The organism is Imperialibacter sp., from assembly GCF_048007035.1.
GTDB lineage: Bacteria > Bacteroidota > Bacteroidia > Cytophagales > Cyclobacteriaceae > Imperialibacter.
In genome coordinates, this window is sequence record NZ_CP180355.1 from 776830 (window position 1) to 801290 (window position 24461).

Consider the following 24461-nt stretch of genomic DNA (forward strand, 5'->3'; position numbering starts at 1 on the left):
ATCTTCGTTGCATGCGCATCATTTTTCTCCTTTTTCTGCTGATGTCTTTCAACAGAGCGGTCGCTCAGGACACGCTGAAATGGCTGTCGGTTGGGTTCAATACGCAGGCATACAAAGGAGACCTGGGGGACAAATACAGCAAATGGACGGGTGGGCTGTACACGAGCTTGCAGTTTAAGACTCAGAAGAAATGGAATGGCAGCGTGAATCTTATCATAGGTAATGTTACCGGACAAGACCTTAATCCAGTTTTCAACGTCAGCCCTGAAAGTGGCAGACAGCCCAATACCTATTTCAGCAATTCCTTTGTAGCAGCTTACTACCAGCTTCACTGGAACGTTTATCTGAGGAGCCGCCTCAGGGTATTCCTGGGCCAGGGAATCGGTTTGATGAGGTATAATGCCAAGGATGAGCAGGGAGTCAGCCTGGCCAACCAAACAAACACCCGGGCCGCTAATGAGTCGGCAGGCAATATTGCTTTGCTTCTGCCTACCAGCATCGGAACAGCCTATCGGTTTAAAAACAACTTCGGCGTAAGCTACAAATTCACCCTGCTTAACACAGCCACTGACTACCTGGATAACATTTCACAATTGGGAGGCGTCACGGGTGGCGATAATGTACTGTCTCACCAGGTTTCATTATTGGTACCTATTTACTTCTAATTGAAGCCCTCAGCCTTCGATTTCTTCCACCAGCTGCTGATACCAGGCCTCTCCGTATTTGCGGATCAGCGCCTCTTTTAAGAACTTGTAGACAGGCACACCCAGCTCCTTCCCATGATCACAAGCGGGAGCGCATATTTGCCAGCGGTGGTAGTTGAGGGCGTCGTAGTTGTCGTACTTCGATATCCTGATTGGGTACAAATGGCAAGAGATGGGCTTTCTCCACTTTGTTTTTCCTGCCAGCCAGGCTTGCTCAATGGCGCATTTTAAAATGCCTCTTTCGTCATAGATGGCGAAGGCACATTCCTTATTATTGATAGTGGTGGTGGAAAAGTCACCCTCCTCGTCGAGCAGGTAAGCCCCACTTTTCTCAATGGCCTTCACCCCAGCATCGGACATAAAAGGCTTCACTTCTTCCAAAATGCTATCAATTTGCTGAAGTTCGTCTTCCTCTAAAGGAGCCCCCAGGTCGCCTTCTACGCAGCAAGCGCCTTTGCACTTGGTAAGGTCACATACAAACAACTGCTCTTTGATGTCGTCAGAGATGACGGCGTTTTCTACCAATATCATGGCACAAAGTTGAGGCTAATTTACAACAAACCAAAAAACCTATTCCTCATACAAAGCAGCAATCTTGGCCAGCTCGCCGTCGATAAACTGCCTGTCCAGCAGTTTACCTCTCACCATCACCCACTGAATTTTCTTCATATTGGCTATGTCGTCCAACGGATTAGCCTTCACCAGCACCAGGTCGGCCGAAGCACCTTCACTTACTTCACCAAACTTTCCTTTTTGATTGAAAAACACCGCACTATTAACCGTGCCTGCTTTCAAAGCTTCGTAAGGAGTCAACCCGCAGTCGATCATCGACTTGAGCTCGTGGTGAGCCGAGAATCCGGGCACGTTAAATACCTGCGGCGCATCAGATCCCAGAATAATGGGCACGCCAGCCTCGTGCATCTTTTTGATCATTACTTTCCTGATCTCATTAAGCCTGTTGGCATTGGCTGCGCTAAAAGTTGGGCCGCTCAAAAAGCTTTCTTTTGACCTTTTCCAGTTGGCCCTGGTCTGCTGCGACATATAAATCATTTCCGGTTCGGCCAGCAATACGTCAGCCGATTTGGTTGATATCCAACGGTCAAACAATGACTGAGTAGGCACTATTGCCACCTTGTTGTCCAATGTCTTCTGAATCAGTTCATCCAGGAGGCCCATGTCTGCATACGGCACCCAATCGACACCAAAGAAACCATTGCTTTCCGGATCCAATCCAAGCGTGTCGGGCACCAAGCCTTCCACATAGCCGTCGACATGATCCACTGTACCATACCCCGCCTCCAGCGCATGGCGTATGCCAACAAACACTGACACGTGGCCGCTGTATGTCTGCCCAACCTCTTTGGCTGCCGTCACCATTGAATCAAAAACCGCCAACTTAATGCCGGGGTGCAGCTTCATAAAATCGTAACCCATCTCCTTCTGTTCTTTGACCAGCTTCACAGCCGACGCTCCGGTGGGCACACTGTTCCCATTGAAAGAGGGGCCTGAAGTGAAAATCCTGGGCCCGAGTATTTCCCCCGCCATCACCTGTTCCCTGAGCTTCAAATGCTCGGGGTGGCCAAGCATGCCTCTGATGGTGGTAACGCCCTGAGAAAGATAAAGGAAGAGCGTTTCAAGCGTTTTATCGGGGGCCGGGCCTGGCTGAGGTATGTGCGCATGCATCTCGGTAAGCCCCGGCACCAGATAGGCTTCTTTCGCATCTATAATTGTGGCCGCCTGGCTAGGCATGAAATGCTTTTCATTCACTATTTTTTGAATCACACCATCTTTCACGTACACAACCTGCCCGGTTACCACCTTATCAGAAGTCATGGTAATGATGTTAGCATTGGTAATCGCAAAATCATAGCCGTCGCCCACATCAGGGTCGCTAACGCAGCCTGAAATGATAACAACAAACAAAAACAGAAAGGTGAATTTCAAAGGTTTCATATAAATGCCTGGTTAGTCCACTGAGTAAGTAGCACAATTTAATGAAACTATTGATTGAAAGTACGGGCTATGGGTTGGAGCTAAAAAAAGCCCTGACCAACGGTCAGAGCTTTATCGCTATGCTTAAGAAAATTTATTCATTTCGAAGCGCATTCATCGGGTTAGCCGTAGCTGCCTTTATCACCTGTGAAACAATAGTAACCAGGCCAAGACAACCAACGATCAGCAAAGCCATCGCTATCACGCCAAACCCAATCGACACTCTGGTCGCCATCAGGTTCAGCCACAAATCGCTGACCAGCACTGCAATGGGCACAAACACCACCACCGAAATGACAATTACCATGGAAAACTGGCGGGTGAGTGACATGATGAGGTATTGAGTGGTGGCACCAAGCACTTTTTTGATGCCAATCTCCTTCACTTTTGTTTGAAGCTGGAAGCTCACCATGCCCAACAACCCAAGGCAGGAAATAAAGATGGCGAAGAGTGAGACAGCAGTTACGATTGCCGTGATGTCCCCCAGGAAAAAGTAAAAATGATCCATTTCCTGATCCAAAAAGCTGTATTTCAAGTCTCTTTTGCTGTCTATCGACTTCCACGCTTCCTGTAGGTCACTTATCACCGATGGCACATTGGCAGAACTAATTTTAAGGTTAATGTTCTCATAACTGTCCGGCATAAACCGCAGGGCCATCGGCTCTATGGATTTCATCAACGGCTCAAAATGGTAGTCTTTCACCACGCCAATTATCTGCACCCGGTTTTCTTTATCCAAAATAATCTCCTGACCGATAGCCTCATGGGGTGTTTCAAAGCCGACCGTTTTTACAGCGGTTTCATTAAGGATGATGAATTTCTCTGTGCCTTCGCCGTCCCCAGGCGCATAGTCTCGTCCTGCCAAAAGCGTAATCCCGAAAGTGGAAATATAATTATCGTCGACAGAGAAGTGATTGAGCCCGAATCGCTCGCCCTCCATATCTCTTTGAAAATCGGCACCATGCGAACGGCCAATGGCAGGGTTGTGGGACGAAAAAGTGTAGGCAGTTACAGCCGGATTCTTACTAAGCTCAGCTGCCACTATCTCCGGTTTGCTGCCCTGCAATTCCACCACAAGCAAGTTCTCCTCATCGAATCCGTACTCAGAGTTGACCATCAGGCTGGTTTGCTCCCTCATCACAAGGATGGAGATGATCATAAAAATGGATAGGCCAAACTGAACGATCATGAGCACTTTTTTGAAAGAGAAGTTAGACATGAATCCCCTCTTACCTGCACCGCCCGAAACCCCATGATAGCCCTTCAATGCCTGAATGGGGCTAAACTTTGAAAGGAAAAGAGCAGGAAAAACACCCGCAAAAAGTCCGACCAGTATACTAAATGCGATAAAGTAAGGAAAAGCGCCGTAGGAGAAATCAACACTCAGTTCTGCCAGAGTAAATATCTCCAGTCCATTGAAGGCGGGGATCATCACTTTAAGAATACCCACTGAAAGAATAAGTGACAGCATAGCCATGATGACGGATTCGATGACAAACTGATGAATCACCTGACGCCGGGTGGCGCCCGACACTTTGCGAATACCAATCTCCCGAGCCCGGGTCAGTGATTTTGCCAGCGACAAATTGGTGTAGTTGAACAGGGCAGTCACCATTACCACAAGGGCAAGAAACCCAAAGAACGCCAGCACAATGCTGGGAATGTAAAACCCCAGTTCGTTACCATACATATTGCCCATGGCAATTTTTGTCACCGGGGCCACGCCAAATGTGTAAGGCTGTCTGTCCTCAGCCCATTCAATGTTTTCTTCAGCGAGGCTGGCTACGGTTGCCGCTACCTGGTTGGGGTCTACACCAGGGTTTAGCTTAAAATAATTGTAGCCTACCCACAAGTTCTGCCAGTTATCATTCTTTTTATCTTCAAATGGGCCACCCTCAGACATCGAGTTGAGTGTGCTCATTGAAGCAAGCGCATCAAATTTCATGTGCGTTTTTATTCCCTCCATATCAAGAACACCAGTGATTTTGAAGGGACCAACGCCCGTGTAGTCAAGTATCAGTCCGAGATAGGTATCTTTTTCACCAAAAAATTTCTCGGCAGTCTCAGTCGTCAACACCACAGAAAAAGGCTCATTGAGTGCCGTTTCCTTGTTGCCTTCGATCATAGGGAAAGAGAAGACATCAAAAAACTCGTCATCAACAAGAAGACTCTTTAAATCCAGTATCTTTTCGTCCGTTTGCACCTCCCGGCCGAGATCAAATCGCATATTTGTGTATGTCTCAAAATAGGCATACTGATCAACCATCGCTTTTTTGAACGGCAACGGGCTGCTGGCAGTTCCTGCGAAAATACGGGGCGCATTGGGGTTAAAGCTCTCTATCCTGTAAATACGATCAGCGCCAGCATGAAACCTGTCGTAGTTGTACTGATTGTAAATGATGGTGATAAGCAGCAACGAAACCGACATCGCCAATGACAATCCGGCGATATTAACAAAGCTGAACAGCTTTTGGCGAGCCATACTCCTTAGAGCAATCTTGAGGTAGTTCTTAAGCATAATAGTCCTTTTTTAAGTTATGAGCTTTAGACTATTACTTTACGCTTTCAGTTACCCTTCCAGTAGACCTATTGTATTGAAATGAATAATTGAGGGATTGAACAGGTTGTTCATTTGAGCGAACTGGCTGGCGGGTTCTCCCATTTGATCAGAACCCTGGTCAGTGTCCTGTTCCATTTGAAAAGAAGTTGGGTTCCGTTTTCATCAGGTTGAAACTCTATCGTCAACTGTTCTACTTCTTCTTTCGGGCTAAGCACCGGCACCTCCACCCTCAGCACATCCAGGTCGTAGTTGGGTTCGAACTTACCCCACTGGGCTAATTCACTGTTGAGTACTATTGTCCAGCGGGCAGATTCCGGAATAGTGTAGAGTCTGTATCTTCCTTTTTTTACCGGCTTACCACCAAAAACCACATCTCTGCTAAACTCAATTTCTGTGGCTTCGTTGGCTCCTGTGCGCCAGTACTCGCCGTATGACACCAGCCCACCAAAAACCTTTCTCCCCCTTTTGTAGGGCCTGCCGTAGTCAAGATCAATGGTAATGTCCTGCGTTTGGTAGGTTGCCTGCCCCCTTGGGCTCAGCCCCAGTGAATTATAGAATTCGTAAGCCGTATAGCCACCGTAGACCAGCAGTGCCAAACCCAGTCCAAATAATACCTTTTTCATTTCCTTCTACTTTAACCATTCGTACAACTGGTAATGGTCGCCATTCATACCAAGTTTGCTGTACACGCCCTGAGCCGATGTGTTGGTTTTGTCCACATACAATCTCAGACCTGCCAGAGAAGGAATCCTTTTAACTTTATCGGAGAGAAACTGATACATTTTTTTAAAAACACCTTTTCCCCGGGACTCTTCTATCACAAACACCGACTGAATCCACCACACGGTGCTGTTTCTCCAGTCGGACCACTCAAAGGTGATCAGCAATGAGGCAACAATCTTACCTTCCTCTTCAGCTACAAAATACGTGCCCTTATTTGGGTCGTTGAAAACAGAAATGACGCCTTTTTCAACCACAGCCCTGTCCAGGTTCAATTTCTCTGTTTCCCAGGCCATTTTTATCTGGAAGTCGATAATAATCTTGGCATCTCCCAATGATGCCTCACGGATAGTCAAATTCATACACTGTTCTTTGATAGGAGGCTGGCAAATTAATAAACGAGTAGAATAATCGGACAGTATTTGACGTATTATCAAAACATTCCAGCACTAGCCTTCCTGCCAGACGCAGACTTCACCGCCTTCTGCTCCTTAATTTTCCAGATATCAAAATTCCTCCAAAAGTTTACTCGCATGTGAAGCCCGTCATTTGTTAACTTGCGGTCATGAGTCTAGATGCGGAAGAGGAATTTCTAAAAGAACTAAACGAACCTCAGCGAGAAGGGGTAGTAAACACAGAAGGGCCGACCATGATCATTGCGGGCGCAGGATCAGGAAAAACCAGGGTACTCACCTACAGAATCGCCTACCTGATCAAGTATAAGCATGTTGATCCTTTCTCAATAATGGCGCTCACCTTTACCAATAAGGCGGCCCGGGAAATGCGCAATCGGATTGAGAAAGTGGTGGACAATGATGCCCGAAACATTTGGATGGGTACTTTTCACTCCGTGTTTGCCAGACTGCTTCGTTCGGAAGCGCATCATATTGGCTATCCAAGCAACTTCACCATCTACGATGCCGACGACTCCAAGTCGCTCATCAAAGCAATAGTAAAAGAACAGGGCCTTGACGACAAGGTTTACAAAGCCAACGCTGTATTTAGCCGCATTTCTGGTGCCAAAAACAACCTGGTTTCGTGGAAAGACTACATCAACAATCCGTTGTATCAGGCTGACGACGAAAGCCAGATGAGGCCACAAATAGGCAAGCTCTACCAGCTTTATGTGCAGCGTTGTTTCAAGGCCGACGCTATGGACTTCGACGACCTGCTCTTTAATACCAACCTGCTTTTCAAAGAACACCCTGATGTGCTCAACAAATACCAGCAACGTTTTCAGTATGTGCTGGTGGACGAGTTTCAGGATACCAATATTTCACAGTACCTGATCACGAAAAGGCTGGCATCCGTCCGGCAAAACATAGCTGTGGTGGGTGACGACGCACAAAGTATTTACGCTTTCCGGGGAGCCAATATTCAGAACATCCTCAATTTCGAAAAAGACTACCCCGACCTGAGGATCATCAAGCTGGAGCAGAATTACCGGTCGACGCAAAACATTGTTAACGCTGCCAACTCGGTGATTGTCAAGAACAAAGCGCAGCTCCACAAAAACGTTTGGACCTCCAACCAGGAAGGTCGGTTGATAGAGCTCATCAAAGCCGTGAGCGACAATGAGGAAGGGAAGCTGGTGGCTTCGACCATTTTTGAGCAAAAAATGAATCACCAGTACCATAACAGCGATTTTGCTGTACTGTACCGCACCAACAGCCAGTCGAGGGCAATGGAAGAAGCGCTGAGGCGAATGAACATCAAGTACAAGGTGGTTGGTGGGTTGTCGTTCTACCAAAGGAAGGAGATCAAAGACTTGCTTGGGTACCTCCGCTTCGCTGTCAATCAAAATGACGAACAGGCGCTTCGCCGCATTATCAATCTACCAAAACGTGGCATTGGCGACTCCAGTGTAGATAAAATTATCGTTGCCGCCGATGAGCAGGGTGTTTCCCTCTGGGAGATTCTTGAGAACATACACCATTTTGTGGGTGGACGTGCCGGTGAAGCGATCAAAAACTTTGTCACCATGATCAAGAGCTTCCGCATCACGATGGAAAAAAGTGATGCGTACGATACAGCTCAAATGGTTGCGAAAAACTCAGGCTTGCTCAAGGAGCTTTACGAAGATAAAACGGTGGAAGGACTGAACCGGTACGAAAACGTGCAGGAACTGCTCAACGCCATCAAAGAGTTTGTTGACAATCCGGAAACGAGCGACAAAACGCTTGGCGCATTCCTGCAGGAGGTATCGCTCCTCACTGATGCCGACGATAAAAACAAGGAGCTCGACGACGCCGTGACGCTGATGACCATCCACATGGCGAAGGGGCTGGAGTTCAAGAACGTATTTGTGGTGGGCATGGAAGAAGATCTTTTCCCCTCCCAAATGATGCTCAGCAGCCGGGCCGATCTGGAAGAAGAGCGCAGGTTATTCTATGTGGCTATTACCCGGGCAGAACAGCATCTTTTCCTCAGCTATGCGCTCAATCGCTATCGCTACGGCAGACTGAAAACCTGCGAACCCAGCCGCTTTTTGTCAGACATCGACACAACTTATCTACAGGTTAGTAAATCTATTGGCAGCCACGAACCGCTGCCGGGCGTGCAGGCACAACATTTTGGAAAGCGCTCGCTTATTGCCGGCTTCCCGGAGCAAAAACCACAAGCACCAAGGCATTTTGTAAAGCAAACCGCCCACCAACCCTCATCCGATTTCAAACCAAGCGACACGAGCAATTTAATAGTCGGCAACAGGGTGGAACATCCCAAATTCGGCTTTGGGAAGGTAATAAGGATGGACGTGGATGGTGCCAACAGGAAGGCCATCATTGATTTTGAGCAGTTTGGTGAAAAAACTTTGCTTTTAAGCTTTGCCAAATTGAGAATAGTAGAATAGTTTCGCCAAAAGTTTCATTTCGGAGTAAGAAGACTCTACCTTTAGATGAAACTTTTCATTGCGATTTTTGTAAATTGCTAGGAACCCTGTTAGAGTAGCACCAAAACGGCGTTCCTATGAATGACTTCGATGAAGATAAAAGCCCTTTAGTTTTGAGAGAATACGGAAGAAATGTCCAAAAACTGGTCAACTATGTGAAGACCATTGAGGACAAAGAAAAAAGGACCCGCTTTGCGGAGACCCTTGTGGATTTGATGAAGATGATCAATCCTAACACCAAAGATTATCCGGAGTACACACAGAAAGTTTGGGATGACCTCTACATCATGGCAGGTTTCGAGCTTGAAGTGGACGGTCCTTTTCCTATGCCTGAAAAGAGCATACTTGGTCGTAAGCCAAGAAAAATGGACTACAACACTCACAATGTGCGGTTCAAGCACTACGGAAAAAACGTGGAGTTGATGATCCAGAAGGCGCTGGCTTTGGAAGATGCTGAAGAGCGTGAGGCTGCTGTCATTTCCATCGGTAAGCTGATGAAAACGTTCCAGCTGGCCTGGAATCGTGACAATGTTGACGATGAAGTGATTCTTCAAAACATTGAACAGCTCTCTAAAGGAGACCTCACCATTGGCATTGAGAAAGTAAAGGAGCAAAACCTTTTCGACCCATTGGTGAAAGAAAGAGAGTTTGCCACCAACCAACCCCGCCAGCAGAGGGACAATAACAACAGAGGCGGCAACAACAACAGAAACAAACGTAACTTCCAAAAGCGCAGGAGAAACTAGATGGCCTCTTTCAGGGTAAAGGGAGGGCAGCGCCTTAAGGGGGAAATACAACCTCAGGGCGCTAAAAACGAAGCTCTTCAGATAATTTCGGCAGTTTTACTTACAGCAGAACCAGTACACATCAAGAAAATTCCTGACATCAGGGATGTGAACAAACTCATAGAGTTGTTGGCTGATTTTGGTGTGCAAATTGAGAAAACGGGCCCTGAATCCTACATTTTTACTGCCAAGGACGTCAACCTCGACTTCCTTGAGTCCGATCAGTTCAAGGAAAAGGCTGCATCGCTGCGTGGATCTATCATGATCCTCGGCCCGCTTTTAGCCCGGTTTGGGAAAGGAAAAATACCTAAGCCCGGAGGAGACAAAATAGGCCGCAGAAGGCTCGACACGCATTTCATTGGTTTTCAAAAGCTGGGAGCTAAATTCGACTACCATATCGGTACCGGCTTCTACAATGTGTCCGCCAAAGAGCTTACAGGTACCTATCTCCATCTGGATGAGGCTTCTGTTACAGGTACTGCCAATATCATTATGGCGGCCTCTATGGCCAAAGGCACAACTACGGTTTACAATGCAGCCTGCGAGCCGTACATCCAGCAGTTGTGTAAAATGATCAACCGCATGGGGGGCAAAATATCAGGCGTTGGTTCCAATCTGCTTGTGATTGAGGGTGTAGAAAGCCTGGGAGGCACGGAGCACACCATGCTGCCCGACATGATTGAAATCGGCAGCTTTATTGGGCTTGCTGCCATGACCCAAAGCGAAATTACCATCAAAGATGCCCGCATTGATCAACTGGGCATCATCCCTGACACCTTTAGAAGACTGGGCATCAACCTGGAATTCAGAGGCGACGATATCTTTATACCCGCTCAGGAGCACTACGTAATAGATTCTTTTATCGATGGCTCCATCCTCACCATTGCGGATGCTATTTGGCCTGGCTTCACGCCCGACCTCATCAGTATCATTCTGGTGACCGCCACTCAAGCCAGAGGAACGGTGCTTGTCCATCAAAAAATGTTTGAATCACGGCTGTTCTTTGTCGATAAGCTTATCGACATGGGCGCTCAAATCATTCTTTGCGATCCTCACAGGGCAACAGTGATTGGCCTGGACAGGGCATTTCCACTGCGCAGTATACAAATGACATCCCCGGACATCCGTGCAGGCGTATCGCTGTTAATCGCTGCGCTGTCGGCCGAGGGCACCAGCACCATCCACAATGTGGAGCAAATCGACCGTGGCTATCAATACATAGAAAAACGTTTAAACGCCATTGGTGCACAAATAGAGAGGTTTTAACCTCGTTTAAGAAGCGTTAATACCTGACTTTGGGTCAGAGACATATTTTTTTATATATTCGATTTTTATCGACCTGTTCCTGCATGAAACCAATGTCCCAACTACTCGCTCGGGTAGCCGTGTACCTTATGTTTACACTGAGCGTTTCGCAAATTGCTATAGCTAAAGTTAGCTCAGAGGCAACAAAAAACTCCACCGACAATTCTGAAAAAACATCCGCTGAAAACCGCAAGCAAAACCCCAGGTTAACTTTGATAGTGGTCGACAGTGAGACGAAGAACAAGATCACTGCCAAGGTTAAAGTACTCGACATGCTGAATAAAAAGGTGCTCGTTGCCAAAGAGCTTGGCGACACACTCAAGCTCAACCTTGCTGCAGGCGGAGACTATCGAATTGTTAGCAAGGCCGACAGCCATCTTTTTAACGAAGTGGAGTTCAATCTGGCTAAAGAAAACCTGGGGCCTGATATTAAAATAACGCTGGAGCTAAGCCCTATTAAGGTTGGCATGAAGCTTCAGCTAAAAGAGGTTTTTTTTGAAACCAACTCAGCCAAAATGCTGGAAGAGTCTCTGGCTGAGATACAAGAGATTTATGAGTTGCTTTGGGAGCATCCAAACCTGGTTGTTCAAATTGCGGCGCATACAGACAACACAGGCACTCATGATGACAATATGGAGCTCTCCGGGCGCCGTGCACAAGCCATTGTTGAAGTGCTGAAGGATAAGGGCGTTCCTGAAAAAATGTTAGCCGCCAAAGGCTACGGCGAAACGAAACCTTTGGTACCCAATACCACCGAAGAAAACAAGCAAAAAAACCGCCGTGTTGAATTTATCGTTGTTGATATTCTGTAGGCGTTATAGCACGGTTTTCGTACCGTTGTATTAATATTGTAACTTCTTAGATGCGGATGTGGTGAAATTGGTAGACACGCTAGGTTCAGGGTCTAGTGCCGCAAGGCATGGAAGTTCGAGTCTTCTCATCCGCACTATTTTTTACTCCAAAGTTCATAAAGCGGCATCCCCTGGCTGCTTTTTCCTGTGTGAGTCCAGTTATTTCCCTCCAGCTTATACCTGAATCCAAGCGATTTACCGATCCTGTCGTCTGCATTCGCATAGAATTCCAGGCTCTCCACATAGCCAGTCTGCGTGACTGAATAAGTGCCACCAGCAGTTGCCACAAACTTCCGGGAAATTGCGTCAAAGGCGATCCATTGGAAACGGGTATCGGATAATATCTTGACGGTCTTTACTTTATAGTCAGTTCTGATTGTGTCGCCTGCTTCATTCCTATAAGCCGCAGCGTACCAAAGGCCTGCCAACTGGCTCTTGTTTCCAGCATCAATTCGCTTCCAATCGCCCAGCACCATGCCGTCTCTCGCCACCAGCTTGTAACCGGTTTCGGTGGGCTTTGCATGCAACACGTGCTGTTTCCCCACCTGGTAATGATCGGGAGAATGGAATTCGATGGTCACAGTCATTTTGTCTCCCTCCATCTTGTAAGTACCTCCGGAAGTAGAAAGGAAATGATGATCTTTTGTCAGAAAGGAAGCTGTGGTGAAGTACGTGTCACTGACGATCAAAATCTGAGTGACGGGTCGCCCTTTGTCAACACTTTCACTTATCCAGGCACCAACATATTCGTTATTAGCAGTGACTCCGGCAGGCGCATCAGACGGGCTTTGCCAGGCCAGTAAAAAGCCCGGCAAAATCAGCCAGCATAAGATGCTCAAAAACTGCATCGGAGAACGATCATCTCTTAGACCACACTTCGTAAATAGGATCTCCTTTGCTGCTCAAACCGCTGTGGTGCCATGCACCGTTTTTCAGTGAATAATCGAACTGCAAAGCGGCTCCTACCCGAGAGTTGTCTCTGGAGAAGAACTCTATGTTCTCAGTGTACTTTCCTCCTTTGGTAGTGTAATTGCCTCCCCCGGTGCCAAAAAACTCCCCGGTCGAAGTGTTGTAGGCGATCCACTGGAAGCGTGTACCTGACAGGATTTTCATGGTTTTGCGTGGCCCGCTTGTATCCCGGTTGGCGATGCTCCCGTCATCGGCCTTGCGACCAGACATGAGCCAGGGTCCTGCCAAAGCACCAGGCTTGCCTTTATCTACATTGGTGAACGCATAGTAAATCGAGCCATCGGAGTTGCTCACCGTGAAACCTTCTTTCGTTTCTTTCAAATTCAGCGTCGTTGGCTGGCCAACAGAAGAGGCGTCTGAGCTATTGAACTCTAACGTGACTGAAAGTGAATTGTCAGTGGCAGAATAGCTACCTCCCAGGGTGGTGATAAAGGAACCGTCGGCTTCGGCATAGGTAGCCATGGAAAAGTATCCGTCGGTCATGACAAGCATGTGTTTAGCAGCCTTACCACTTACAGTGCCTGTGCTACTCCATGCTCCCGAAAGATCCAGCTTTCGATATGAGTCAGCAGAGGTGAACGAAAAACTAATTGCGGCCGCCAGTGCTATGCAGACCATTGCCAGTAAAGTGTATCTCTTCATGGGTATATGTTTGAGTTAATAACTCAAATTAATGAAAAACAATGACACACTAAAGCATCAGTAGCGGCTACTGGCGAGAAAAAAGATGATCGGTTTAAAACGAGTTTAGCTTACACGTAGTTGTTAAGCATTACCGGCATTACCAGCATGAGGAGGTCTTCATTCTCATCTTTGTCAACCGGCACGAGCAAGCCTGCTTTGTTGGCTGCCTGAAGTTTAAAGGAAATCTTTTTCGATTCGAGGTTACTCAACATCTGAATGAGGAACTGAGCATTGAATCCGATTTCAATATCTTCTCCATCGTGCTCACACGAAAGTCTTTCGTTAGCTTCATTCGAGAAGTCAAGATCTTCAGCAGAAATCATCAGTTCACTGCCTGTGATTTTAATCCTTACCTGGTGGGTGGTTTTGTTGGCGTAGATCGCAATCCGCTTCATGGAGCTGAGGAACTCCAGGCGGTCGATGGTCATGATGTTATTGTTTTCCGCCGGAATGACATTGTCGTAGTCGGGAAAGCGCTCGTCGATAAGGCGGCAGATCATCTTAACATGATCGAACTTGAAATAAGCGTTTGACACATTGAACTCCACACTCACATTGGTGTTTTCTCCCGGCAGTGTTGTTTTCAGCAGGTTCAAGGCCTTTCTGGGGATGATCATTGAGTTGGTCACATCCGCAGCCACATCCACCCTGCGGTAGCGCACCAGGCGGTGGCCGTCTGTGGCCACAAAAGTGGTATTGGTTTCGTCAAGCTTGATGTAAACGCCAGTCATGGCCGGGCGAAGCTCGTCGTTGCTGGTGGCGAAGAAGGTATTGTTAATGGCTGTTGCAAGCACGTCCGAAGATATGTTCACAGAAAAACCGTTGGTTACTTCAGGCACCTTAGGGAAGTCGGTAGCGTTTTCGCCTGAAAGCTTGTAGCGTCCATTGTCGGAGCTGATCTCGATGCTGTAGGTGTCTTCGTCAACAGAAATGGTTACTGGCTGCTCAGGGAGGTTAGAAAGGGTTTCCAGCAAAATCTTAGCCGGAACTGCAATGCTGCCATTTTCTTTGGCCTCCACTTCTATTTCGGTAATCATAGAAGTTTGCAGGTCAGAAGCAGTCACTTTCAATGTTCCGTCGGTAATCTCAAATAGAAAGTTTTCAAGGATAGGCACTACCGGATTAGTGGTAATCACTCCCTTGATAGCTGATAGTTGTTTGAGTAGATATGATGACGAAACAATGAATTTCATAGAATTTCTGTATTGTAAGGTAAGATTGTTAACCCGGCAAAGTTATAACAAAAATTAGATTTGAGGGTAATAAAATGCTATTCCAGTCATCGTTGTCTGGGGAAATTTTACTTCCATAAAAAAAGTGCTTAATCACGGCGTAAACCGCTTTTTATCCGGTGCTTGAAGAATATTGTCTGATTGAGTTTAACGTACACAATTGCCCTGAAAAAAAATATCCAAGACAACCCTTTTGTCCTAAAGCCGGACTGGCTGTTACTTTTCCTTGATGAAAAGTAACCAAAAATCATCGAAAAATTAACGCACAGGCCAATTGCCCGCACCCTTCCGCCATTTTTCTCCCGCCCTCCTTATTGGGCACGATGCGTTAAAAGGATTTGATTTCCTTGAAACCTTCGTCCCTCAAAAATTGAGAAGAGACATTAGTGTGTTCCAGTTTTTAACCAGGAAACAGGCAATCTGGTTTAATTTTTAGGCCTTAAGTCGTCTGTGGAAATCAATAGCGAACGGACCCGGCCTGCATCACAAACAGAGTAATTTCCTGCCTCGTCCTTCAGCAGCACATAGGGCTGATCGGTTGGTCCCGGGTAGACATCAAGCTCCGTATTCTTAGCAGAATCGATGTCCCTCAACCTGATGGTTGCCACAGGCGTTGCGTCCATTAAACTGTCATAAACAGGAATTTGCCCCTTGCTGATGAACTCGTTGGTAAAAAAGGACTCGTACTGCTGAATATAGTTTTCCAGCACAAGGGTGTCTGCTTCCGGCAAGTCGACCACTTTCAACGTGGTCTTGTCAAAGGCAATGGTCACATCCTTCTTCTGATCATCGGCATAGTCAATTGTTAAAGACTGGATCGAGCGCCAGTCGCTGGAAAACAGCAGCCTGTTACGCCATTGGTTTTCAGTAAATTCAAAAATGCCTGAAACATAGTTCGGATAGCCGGGCAGCTCCACCTGATACACCTTGCTGTCCCCCGCCAGGGAGAAGTAAGATTCGGTTTTCGAAGGGTTGCCGGTAGCAGTAAACTCAGCGAGCACACCCTGCTCTCCACTGATAATTACTTTTCTGCCTGATGCCATCCACTGCTTTACTTCAGCCAGTTGACTTGGCCCCACTTCCCTTTTCACCCTCACCAGCTTCAGCACGCCCACAAGGAAATTTCGGATGGATCGATCCACTTTGTACTTGTCGTTGACCAGCCACTTGCTATTCGCTTTGCTCAATACCACGCTGTTCTCACCGGAAATCATCTCAATACGTGAGATTTTGGTCGTGTCGGATAGCTCCAGTAAATCGTATCCTACAATGGATGTTTCGGATGGCCGACCGGCCCACCATGTGCCGGCAATTAGCAGCAACAAAACGCCCAGAGAAATAAGTAGTGTGGTGTTTTTATGCATGGCCTTAGAACCTTGTGTATTTTCTCTTTCTTAGGAACATTTTAGCGATACCGAAGAGCAGCAAAAGCACCAAAGGGCCTGCCAGATTCAGTACCTGCCAGAATGTGTGGTTTTCATCTATCTTCTGTTTATCGAGCGGTCGTATCTTCACCTCCCGGTTTCTGGCCAAAATCAATCCATCGTCGTCCATGAGGTACTCAAGGGCATTGACAATGAAGTCTTTGTTGGCGTATACTTTTTGAGAAATAGGGTCGATTCCCAGTTCCATTGGTTGCCCATTTTCAGGATTCAACTCATTGCGGATGAAATCGCCATCGGCCACCACCACTATTTTTGAAGGCACTCCCTTTTCCCTGAAACCGGTTTTATTTACACCTCTTGGAAGCGCCCTGTTTCTATAAAGCGAATTAAATGGGCCTTCCAATAGGTAGGCCACGGGCTGACTACCCTGGTTGAATGCCTCCGGATTGATGCCTCCCCGGATATCGTTGAGATTAACCCTGACAGGCGACGACAGCACCCTGGATCTTTCCGAGGTGAACATCAAAGGTGTCTTTACTATGCCGTCGGCTTTTACTGTGTCGATGGTAGAGGTGAATCGGAAAATCACAGCGTCCAGGTTTTTGACCATGGGATGCGCTGAAAACCGATTGACCTCAGGGAAAAACGGCCAGGGGATCAATTTCACTTGAGGTTGGTCGCCCACCATGCCATCGATGACCAGGAACTCGCCGCAGCTTAGGTCTTGCACAAAATCTTGGTTGATGCGGGCCCCGTAGTTGAAAAGCAGATCGGTAAGGTTGTGTTCAATTGGAAAAGCGATGGTGCCTGCTCCTTCCGCCCCTGCCATGTCGACGCTGAGCGCATCAATGAAAAACAGCAGCTTGCCCCCACTCATGACATACTGATCGAGCAGGTATTTTTCGTTTTCACTAAATTCTACTGAAGGCTTTGCGACTACGATGGCGTCAAACCCCGCCAATGGCTGCACCTGCCTGGCCAGCTGAATGGCACTCACCTCATACTTTTCCATCAGCAACGACTGAAAACCCGCCAGTGCCAGGGTGTCAATCGAATAATGATCAACAACTACCCCTACCCTTTTCCTGTCGTTATTAACCAACTGTTTGATGGCATAGGCAAGGTTGTACTCCACTCCTTCTATCGACTGGTTGAGCAGCTCCTCGTTGCCATCGCCTTTGTTACCCTTGAGCAGCATCACGCCAGCTTCCCTGCCTCCGTATGAAATCAACGCCCCCGGATACAGCCGGCGGCGGACAGTATTGCCATCTTTGGTATAGCTCAGGTCGGTGGGCTGAATACCTTTAGCACTTAGCTCCATCATCATTTTTTCCTGGGCCTGGCGAGAGCCTCCGGCTACGGGATTCTTGAAAGTAAACTCAAGGTTTTTGCCACCATACACGCTGAACTCTTCCAGCGTCTCCCTGATTGATTTCTGAAGCCTTTTCAGGTTGGAAGGCAGCTCTCCTTCGAGATAAACCTCCACATACACCACCTCGTCGAGGTTTTTCAAAAGCTCTTTGGTGGGCGCTGAAATCGAGTACCGGCCCTCCTCCGTTAAATCAACCCTAACCGGCCAGGTATCGGCCAGCATATTGACCCAAACGACCAGAAAAAGGCCATTGAGCAATATCAACCATCGGGTCACCTGTCTGCTTTTCCAGTTCATATCCTTTGGTTGAGTTTAAGCCTGGTAATGAGCAGGAAAATGAAAATAACACTCAGGAAATAGACGATGTCCCTGGAATCGAGAAGGCCCTTACTGAGCGAATTATAGTGAGTAAGCATGCCTAGCTGCTCAAGGAACAATGAGTAGCTGCCCCACACGTTGATGGCAGCGATTGAGTTGAAGCCCGTGAAAAGGAAAAAGCAGAGGAATACAGCCAGTATAAAAGCAATGATTTGATTTTCTGATAACGACGATGCCATTAAACCAATCGACGTGAAAGCAGCCCCCAATAACACCAGCCCGACATAGGAGCCCAGGATACCGGCGGTGTCGAGGTTGCCCGGAGGATTGCCCAGCGACGAAATAGAGAAATAGTAAAGAGCGGTGGGCAGCAAAGTGAAAACGACAAGGAAGAGGCCTGCCAGGTATTTGCCACCTATAATCTGCACTTCAGAAAGCGGCCGGGTCAGTAGCAACTCAAGCGTCCCTCCCTTTTTCTCTTCGGCAAAAAGCCGCATGGTAATGGCGGGAATAAGAAACATCAGCACATAGGGCCCAAGGCTGAACAGCGTTTCCATGTCGGCATAGCCATAGTCGAGAACGCTGGTTTCAGGAAACACCCACATCAGTAGACCAATGCCTGTAAGGAATACCGCTATCACCACATAGGCAATGAGGGAATTGAGGAAGCTATTGACTTCTTTGCTGAATACTGTCCACATAGGCTAAGAAACTGTTTCTTGTGTGAGTTCCTTAAATATATTTTCCAGAGAGTTCTCCTCTTGCTGGATGCCCAACAGCGGCCAGCTATTTTCACCCGCCAGCTTGAGCAGCGACGGTCTGATATCCTTGCCAGCATCGATTGTAAGCCGGATCTTCCTGGCGTCGATGGTCTCTATATTGACTACTTCTTTCATTTTATCCAACCCGGCAAAGCTGCTCATTTCTTCCGAAAACTCCAGCACCACATAGGTTTGGCCTTTGGCCTGCTTACCCAGCTCCTTCACCGTACTGTCGGCCACTTTTTTGCCCTTATTGATGATGATGACCCTTTCGCAAATAGCAGTCACCTCCTGCATGATGTGGGTAGAAAACACCACGGTCTTTTCTTTACCTATCTCTTTGATTACATGGCGGATTTCCAGGATTTGGTTCGGATCGAGGCCGGTGGTCGGTTCATCGAGGATAAGCACTGGTGGATTGTGGATCAGTGCCTGAGCCAAACCCACCCGCTGGCGGTAGCCTTTCGACAGCTGGCCGATCAGCTTGTTTTGCTCTACTCCCAGGCCGCACAGGTCAATCATCTCCTTTACCCGGTTGGTGAGGGCATTGCCTTTGATTTTGTGCACCTGGCCAATGAAAGCAAGGTACTCATGCACGAACATGTCGAGATACAGCGGGTTGTGTTCGGGCAGGTAGCCCACGTGGTTGCGCACCACAGCCGATTGGGTTTCCACGTCGTAGCCAGCCACAGAGATCGTTCCTTCGGTGGGAACAAAATAGGTGGTGGCCATTTTCATGGTGGTGGACTTGCCAGCACCATTGGGGCCTAAAAACCCGAGAATTTCTCCTTTCTTAGCCGAAAAAGAAAGATGATCAACCGCTCTCTGAGCGCCGAAAACCTTACTTACATTTTGTACCTCTAGCGACATATCCTGAATGCAACCCCAAAAATATTATTTTTTAGGCTTTCCTTGTGGTCTTAGGGGTCTTAATTCAATATCAGCTGGTAAGTAATTTGGGTGGGTGTCCAATAACTCGACTACCGACTTGGCAATATCCTCAGGCCGCATCATGTTTTCAGGCGGTGTAGAGGTATGCCTTCCTTCGAAGAAATGTGTATTGGTAGAGCCCGGATACACACCAGTGACTTTGATGCCAAAGTCCCGGAGCTCCATCATCATGGAGTGTGTGAGTCCGGTTACCGCATGCTTGGTGGCGCTGTATGCTGCGTAGCCTTTCACCCCATTGAGCCCGGCAATAGAGGAAATATTAATGATATGGCCGAAGTCGTTTTGCTTCATTTGCGGCACCAATAACCTGGAGATATAGAAAATGCTGTCTACGTTGGTGCGAAACATTGTCTGCCAGTCTTCGGGCTTGGTGTCCTCAAAAGCCGAAGGAATGCCAAGTCCGGCATTGTTGATCAGAAAGTCGATAGTGTTGCCAAATTTAGCTACTGTGGCCTTGTAAGCAGCTTCAATCGACTCAACCGACTGCACATCGGCTTTAATAAACTGAAAATCGTTGTCTGAAATTCCGGGATCTGTTCTGCTCCAGCCAGCTACCTTCACTCCCCTCTCTAAAAGCTCCTCTACAATGGCAAGGCCTATTCCCTTGCTCGCTCCTGTTACAATTGCCGTTTTACCTTTCAAAATCATACTTTTGAGTCTTTCACTTGTTCGATGCGCTATACGCTTGCAATAATCTTTATTTTCAATCTACTATCAAATGTTTTCGGACAAAGCATTAGTTCCATCGAAGCATCACAAAGTATTGAATTGACTGGTGAGTATGGTGCCTTCTTTTTCAATGAAAAAATTCCCCACCTGACCAACACCGCCCTCGGCGGTTTTAGTGTCGGTTATCAAAAAACACCCATTCCGTTATATAACTGGGCCAACACCCGCAAAACTTTTGCCTTCCATGCAAAGTTGACTTACCTCGACTTCCACAACAAAAACCTGGGTAAGGCCGTCGGTCTGCAGGCCTTCCTTGACATACCTGTCGTTCAGTGGGCAAAATCGACCATTTACGCCAACACGGGTGTAGGGCTGCTCTACTCCGGCTCTCATTTCAGCATAAAAGAAAGCAACCTCAACTTTGCCATTGGCGCTCCGCTTAGCTACAAAATCAACTTCGGTGTTGGGTTCAAAAGACGCTGGGGCCAGAGATGGTACAGCCGGGCGGAATTATCCTTTATGCACATTTCGAATGGTGGCATTAGGGTTCCGAACCTGGGACTGAATAGTGCACAAATGGCCGTCGGGGCTGGCTACATTTTTTCGCAAAAAGAAAAGGTGTTTGAAGCGCCTAAACCTGGCCTGCAGCTGGCAAAAAAAAGCCATTGGATTCTTCAGTTTGGTGGGGGGCTGAGGCAACCCGAGTGGCTTCTGGCAAAAAAGTATGCGCTGGTTTACCTCGGGGTTCTGAGAGAAAGGCTGTTTTTTGAAAAAGTCTATCTTGGCATTGGCATCGACTACTTCTATGATTGGGCGACGAAGTATGAGGTGAACACAGGCATTGTGAGTGGGAACGGCCTTCACTACAGAATAGGCATCCTCGCTCAACAAGAGTGGCTATTTGGGCGAATGGGTTTGCAGGCAGGCCTTGGCTACCATGTGGTGAAGCAAACAGCCGACCCCGACTGGTACCAAAAGGCAGGGCTGAAATTCCATATCAACGACAAGTTCTCGGTGGCCAGCCACCTGATTGTCAGGAACTTTCAGGGGTCTTACGCAGTAGTTTGGGGAGGTGCCTATGCGTTTTAGTAGTAGACACATCTTGCAGATATCATTGGCAATGCTCAGTGGGCTAACCGGGTCAGCCTGTCAGGATGGGTTTGTTGATCGATGCTTTGAAAAATACGGCCGGGAGATAGTAGAGGAGATAGAATTGAAGAAGTTCACCAGCCTGGAAATCATGGATGACATTGAAGTAGAGCTGGTGAGCGGGACCTTTCAACAGGTAGTGCTTACTACCTATGAAGAATCGCTACCCAATGTTGCTTTTACGGAAATTGACCAGGGCTATCGGGTGGAGAACGCCACCACATGCCTTTGGAACAGCCACTACAAGAGTCCAAAGTTGACAATTTCTTCACCTGACCTGAACTTTATTGTTCACCGAAGCACCAGCCCGATGTATAGCAAGGACTCCATCCGCCTCGACCGGCTCTGGCTGGCCATTCATCTCAGCTATACAGAGATAGACCTCACCATAAAAACGGGTGGGTTTGTGCTGAGGAACTACGGCAAGTCCAACGTAAAAATTAGTGGCACCAGCGACTACGCCGACCTGTTTGTCAACCAGCAGGTGTCGTTGGTAGATTGCAGCCAGCTTAGGGCAAAGGTGGTGGTGGTGGAGCACGAAGGCTTGAACGACATGAAAGTGTTGCCAACAGATACGCTGAGAGGCACAATGAGCGGCTACGGAAATCTTATCTATTTCAATGAGCCAAAAGCAATTAAGGTAAGTATCAATGGTTCCGGAAAGCTTCTCTCTTATGATTGACGAGGTTGCGCTGTTCTTTCTGCATGGAGCAACCTCTTTAATTACTACATTGGGGCACTTTTCCTGGTCATAAACTATTAGTAAACTATGGAAGCTTCAGCACATCGACCGCAAACCCTCAAAGAGGAAATAGCCAATAGCCTCACCCACGGCATCGGCATCCTCTTCAGCGTGGTGGCCATCTCCTTGTTAGTCACTTTCTCGGTCTTAAATGGCTCAGCCATTCACGTGGTGAGTAGCAGCATTTTCGCCGGCTCGTTTCTCTTGCTTTATACCTTTTCGACGCTCTATCATGCCTTTCAGCACGAGCAGGTGAAAAGACTCCTCCGCACATTCGACCACATCAGCATCTATATTCTGATTGCAGGCACATACACACCCTTCTTGCTTTTGGGAGTAAGCGGAGCACTCGGATGGGTGTTTTTCGGAATCATCTGGCTCCTGGCCGTGCTGGGCATCATTTTCAAGGTGTACTACCAGTACCGTTTCCCCAAGGCATCCTTGATATTTTACCTTGGCATGGGTTGGATGGGCGTTTTCCTTATTAAGCCCCTTTTTGCCTCACTCGACGCCACTGTTTTGTCATTGATTCTTGGCGGCGGCGTGAGTTATACCCTTGGCACCATCTTTTTTGTGCAAAAGAAAATGATGTATGCTCACGCCATCTGGCATTTGTTTGTACTGGGAGGTACGATCACTCACTTTATAGCCATGATGTTTTTGTTGCAGGCTTAGGGGTCGGAACAAAATTGTAAATCCACTTTTTCTCAACCTCATCTACAGAGAAGTAGTTATGAACTTTATGTGCTTGTATAAAGTTGTCTGAATAGATAACTTTACTCCACGAGTGAAAAGTACCTGAGAGATATTTATGTCTATGGTGCCGACTTCTGGGAATTCTATAATGGACAAACAGCAAAAGTACAAGCCAAAATAGATTGGGTGATTGATTTAGTTCGAACACTGCCTATGATTCCTGAGAGGTTCTTTAAACACCTCGAGGGTACCGATGGATTGTTTGAGATAAGAATCAAAGTAGGGAGCGATATCTTCAGGGTGTTTTGTTTTTTTGACAAAGGTAAATTAGTGATTGTCCTAAATGGGTTTCAAAAAAAATCACAGAAGACTCCTAAGATTGAGATTGAAAGAGCCGAACGATTGATGCGAAAATACTATGATGAACAAAAAAGGTAATCTGGTTTCCTGGGACGACCACATCAATACGAAGTACGGAAAACCCGGCAGCGTTTCTCGTGAAAAGTATGAAGAGGAATTTGAGGCGTTTAAAATTGGCGTTTTGATACAGGAAGCCAGAAAGAAAAAGAACCTTACGCAGGAAGAGCTTGCTATCAAAGCGGAACAACAAAAAACTATATTTCAAGGATCGAAAACGACGCAAGCGACATACGTCTGTCTACCCTAATGAGAATTATAAAAGATGGACTAGGTGGCCATATAACGCTCAATTTGGATCTTTAGTGCAGCAACGCTTGGATGCCACGGTGGAATAGATGCTCGTTCCGACCGAAAGTTTGGCCCTTATGCCGATGTTGCCTCCACCATCCTGCTCACCATTTTCTTCAACAACGGCTCCGCTTTTTGAGCGGCATCCACTATTTCCTGAAGGTTTACCTTTTTGATAAGGCCTGGCACGCCCATGTCGGTGATAATGGAAAGGGCAAACACCGGAATTTCCATGTGCCTGGCTACAATCACCTCAGGCACGGTGGACATGCCCACTGCGTCAGCTCCTATGATCCTGAGGTACTTGTACTCTGCCGGCGTTTCAAGGTTAGGACCTTCAACCCCTGCGTACACTCCTTCCTTCAAATCGATGCCTTCCTCTTTCGCAATCTGTCTGGCCAGCTTGAGCATACCCTGGTCATAAGCCTCGCTCATATCAGGGAATCGGTCGCCCAGTGTATCCAGGTTTTTACCTCGCAGTGGGTTTTCTGTGAACAGGTTGATGTGATCAGTCACCATCATCATGTCGCTGTTTTGGAAGGCGGGGTTAAGCCCGCCAGAGGCATTTGACACAAATAGGCGCTTAATGCCCAGTAGCTTCATCACCCTCACCGGCAGAGTTACCTGCTGCATGCTGTAGCCTTCGTAGAAATGGAACCGGCCCTGCATCACGACCACAGGCACCTTACCAATATGTCCAAATATCAGCTTGCCTTTGTGAAACTCAACCGTTGACACGGGAAAATTTGGGATATCCTTGTAATCAATCACATCGACGATCGTCACTTCATCCACAAGGCTGTGGAGACCAGTGCCGAGAATAATTCCCGTTTCGGGCCGGACAGCCGTTTTGCTTTGAAGAAATTGACTGATCTCCTGTATTTGAGTGATTGGGATGTGCATGTATAATGTTCGTAAAGAAAAATCTGACCAATCTACTCTTCAAGAATTGCTTTTGAAAATAAAACTTTGGTGATTTAACTACTGATAGCTCTTTAGTAACTTCAGATTCCAGCGC

Annotated in this window: 24 protein-coding genes and 1 tRNA gene; 11 read left to right on the plus strand and 14 right to left on the minus strand. The window is 47.3% G+C overall.

All coding sequences use genetic code 11. The features are described from left to right. Positions 1 to 11: 11 nt before the first annotated feature. Positions 12 to 665 carry a hypothetical protein gene (locus ACMVP2_RS03480; protein WP_416866729.1) on the plus strand — a complete coding sequence of 218 codons (654 nt, stop codon included), beginning with the start codon at positions 12 to 14 and terminating at the stop codon, positions 663 to 665. Between the two features lie 9 nt (positions 666 to 674). On the opposite strand, the gene ACMVP2_RS03485 is transcribed toward ACMVP2_RS03480, so the two are convergent. The 5 genes from ACMVP2_RS03485 to ACMVP2_RS03505 all read right to left on the minus strand — a co-directional run bounded on the left by ACMVP2_RS03485 (position 675) and on the right by ACMVP2_RS03505 (position 6338). After that, positions 675 to 1235, minus strand: coding sequence for a DUF3109 family protein (locus ACMVP2_RS03485; protein ID WP_339788710.1), 561 nt, complete (start codon positions 1233 to 1235; stop codon positions 675 to 677). 39 nt (positions 1236 to 1274) lie between these two features. Further along, positions 1275 to 2657, minus strand: a complete 1383-nt coding sequence (locus ACMVP2_RS03490) for an amidohydrolase family protein (RefSeq protein ID WP_416866730.1) — start codon at positions 2655 to 2657, stop codon at positions 1275 to 1277. 133 nt (positions 2658 to 2790) lie between these two features. Then, positions 2791 to 5214 carry an ABC transporter permease gene (locus ACMVP2_RS03495; protein ID WP_416866731.1) on the minus strand — a complete coding sequence of 808 codons (2424 nt, stop codon included), beginning with the start codon at positions 5212 to 5214 and terminating at the stop codon, positions 2791 to 2793. A gap of 110 nt (positions 5215 to 5324) precedes the next feature. Next, positions 5325 to 5879 (minus strand): DUF2911 domain-containing protein, encoded by a 555-nt coding sequence (locus tag ACMVP2_RS03500; RefSeq protein WP_416866732.1) that lies wholly within the window; start codon positions 5877 to 5879, stop codon positions 5325 to 5327. A 6-nt stretch (positions 5880 to 5885) separates the two neighbouring features. Beyond that, positions 5886 to 6338, minus strand: a complete 453-nt coding sequence (locus ACMVP2_RS03505) for a GNAT family N-acetyltransferase (RefSeq protein ID WP_201568514.1) — start codon at positions 6336 to 6338, stop codon at positions 5886 to 5888. Between the two features lie 203 nt (positions 6339 to 6541). On the opposite strand from ACMVP2_RS03505, the gene ACMVP2_RS03510 reads away from it, so the two are divergent. The 5 genes from ACMVP2_RS03510 (at position 6542) to ACMVP2_RS03530 (ending at position 11902) form a co-directional block, all read left to right on the plus strand. After that, a complete protein-coding gene (locus ACMVP2_RS03510) occupies positions 6542 to 8827 on the plus strand; it encodes an ATP-dependent helicase (protein WP_416866733.1) in 2286 nt (761 codons plus the stop codon). Positions 8828 to 8943: 116 nt separating this feature from the next. After that, positions 8944 to 9612 carry a DUF4290 domain-containing protein gene (locus tag ACMVP2_RS03515; protein ID WP_416866734.1) on the plus strand — a complete coding sequence of 223 codons (669 nt, stop codon included), beginning with the start codon at positions 8944 to 8946 and terminating at the stop codon, positions 9610 to 9612. Then, the gene (gene murA, locus ACMVP2_RS03520) at positions 9613 to 10917 is read left to right on the plus strand and encodes a UDP-N-acetylglucosamine 1-carboxyvinyltransferase (protein ID WP_339815180.1); all 1305 of its coding nucleotides are present in this window, start codon (positions 9613 to 9615) and stop codon (positions 10915 to 10917) included. Between the two features lie 92 nt (positions 10918 to 11009). Beyond that, positions 11010 to 11768, plus strand: a complete 759-nt coding sequence (locus ACMVP2_RS03525; protein ID WP_416866735.1) for an OmpA family protein — start codon at positions 11010 to 11012, stop codon at positions 11766 to 11768. A gap of 52 nt (positions 11769 to 11820) precedes the next feature. After that, positions 11821 to 11902: transfer RNA gene (locus ACMVP2_RS03530), tRNA-Leu, on the plus strand. Here ACMVP2_RS03530 and ACMVP2_RS03535 read toward each other — a convergent pair. The 8 genes from ACMVP2_RS03535 to ACMVP2_RS03570 form a co-directional block, all read right to left on the minus strand. Next, positions 11903 to 12622 (minus strand): hypothetical protein, encoded by a 720-nt coding sequence (locus ACMVP2_RS03535; RefSeq protein WP_416866736.1) that lies wholly within the window; start codon positions 12620 to 12622, stop codon positions 11903 to 11905. 43 nt (positions 12623 to 12665) lie between these two features. Continuing rightward, positions 12666 to 13418, minus strand: coding sequence for a membrane or secreted protein (locus ACMVP2_RS03540; RefSeq protein ID WP_416866737.1), 753 nt, complete (start codon positions 13416 to 13418; stop codon positions 12666 to 12668). 110 nt (positions 13419 to 13528) lie between these two features. After that, on the minus strand, positions 13529 to 14653 hold the full coding sequence (gene dnaN / locus ACMVP2_RS03545) for a DNA polymerase III subunit beta (protein WP_317487681.1): 1125 nt from the start codon (positions 14651 to 14653) through the stop codon (positions 13529 to 13531). 464 nt (positions 14654 to 15117) lie between these two features. Continuing rightward, positions 15118 to 16056 carry a hypothetical protein gene (locus ACMVP2_RS03550; protein WP_416866738.1) on the minus strand — a complete coding sequence of 313 codons (939 nt, stop codon included), beginning with the start codon at positions 16054 to 16056 and terminating at the stop codon, positions 15118 to 15120. Between the two features lie 4 nt (positions 16057 to 16060). Continuing rightward, on the minus strand, positions 16061 to 17746 hold the full coding sequence (gene gldG / locus ACMVP2_RS03555; RefSeq protein WP_416866739.1) for a gliding motility-associated ABC transporter substrate-binding protein GldG: 1686 nt from the start codon (positions 17744 to 17746) through the stop codon (positions 16061 to 16063). Continuing rightward, entirely contained in the window at positions 17743 to 18468 is a 726-nt protein-coding gene (gene gldF, locus ACMVP2_RS03560) for a gliding motility-associated ABC transporter permease subunit GldF (protein ID WP_339815186.1), read from the minus strand. Before gldF ends, gldG begins: the two co-directional genes overlap by 4 nt. Positions 18469 to 18471: 3 nt before the next feature. Next, a complete protein-coding gene (gene gldA / locus ACMVP2_RS03565) occupies positions 18472 to 19398 on the minus strand; it encodes a gliding motility-associated ABC transporter ATP-binding subunit GldA (RefSeq protein WP_416866740.1) in 927 nt (308 codons plus the stop codon). A 24-nt stretch (positions 19399 to 19422) separates the two neighbouring features. Continuing rightward, complete coding sequence (locus tag ACMVP2_RS03570; RefSeq protein ID WP_416866741.1) at positions 19423 to 20127, minus strand: SDR family oxidoreductase; 705 nt, start codon at positions 20125 to 20127, stop codon at positions 19423 to 19425. 24 nt (positions 20128 to 20151) lie between these two features. Here ACMVP2_RS03570 and ACMVP2_RS03575 point away from each other — a divergent pair, with 24 nt between their 5' ends. The 5 genes from ACMVP2_RS03575 (at position 20152) to ACMVP2_RS03595 (ending at position 23402) form a co-directional block, all read left to right on the plus strand. Continuing rightward, the gene (locus ACMVP2_RS03575; protein WP_416866742.1) at positions 20152 to 21237 is read left to right on the plus strand and encodes an acyloxyacyl hydrolase; all 1086 of its coding nucleotides are present in this window, start codon (positions 20152 to 20154) and stop codon (positions 21235 to 21237) included. 31 nt (positions 21238 to 21268) lie between these two features. Further along, positions 21269 to 21979, plus strand: coding sequence for a GIN domain-containing protein (locus ACMVP2_RS03580; RefSeq protein WP_416866743.1), 711 nt, complete (start codon positions 21269 to 21271; stop codon positions 21977 to 21979). 87 nt (positions 21980 to 22066) lie between these two features. Further along, on the plus strand, positions 22067 to 22714 hold the full coding sequence (gene trhA / locus ACMVP2_RS03585) for a PAQR family membrane homeostasis protein TrhA (protein WP_339788759.1): 648 nt from the start codon (positions 22067 to 22069) through the stop codon (positions 22712 to 22714). A 132-nt stretch (positions 22715 to 22846) separates the two neighbouring features. After that, the gene (locus ACMVP2_RS03590; protein ID WP_416868190.1) at positions 22847 to 23173 is read left to right on the plus strand and encodes a type II toxin-antitoxin system RelE/ParE family toxin; all 327 of its coding nucleotides are present in this window, start codon (positions 22847 to 22849) and stop codon (positions 23171 to 23173) included. Next, positions 23154 to 23402: a hypothetical protein gene (locus ACMVP2_RS03595; RefSeq protein ID WP_416866744.1), complete on the plus strand. Its 249-nt coding sequence runs from the start codon at positions 23154 to 23156 to the stop codon at positions 23400 to 23402. The genes ACMVP2_RS03590 and ACMVP2_RS03595 overlap by 20 nt, the downstream gene beginning before the upstream one ends. 116 nt (positions 23403 to 23518) lie before the next feature. On the opposite strand, the gene ACMVP2_RS03600 is transcribed toward ACMVP2_RS03595, so the two are convergent. Beyond that, complete coding sequence (locus ACMVP2_RS03600) at positions 23519 to 24346, minus strand: purine-nucleoside phosphorylase (protein ID WP_416866745.1); 828 nt, start codon at positions 24344 to 24346, stop codon at positions 23519 to 23521. Positions 24347 to 24461: the final 115 nt, after the last annotated feature.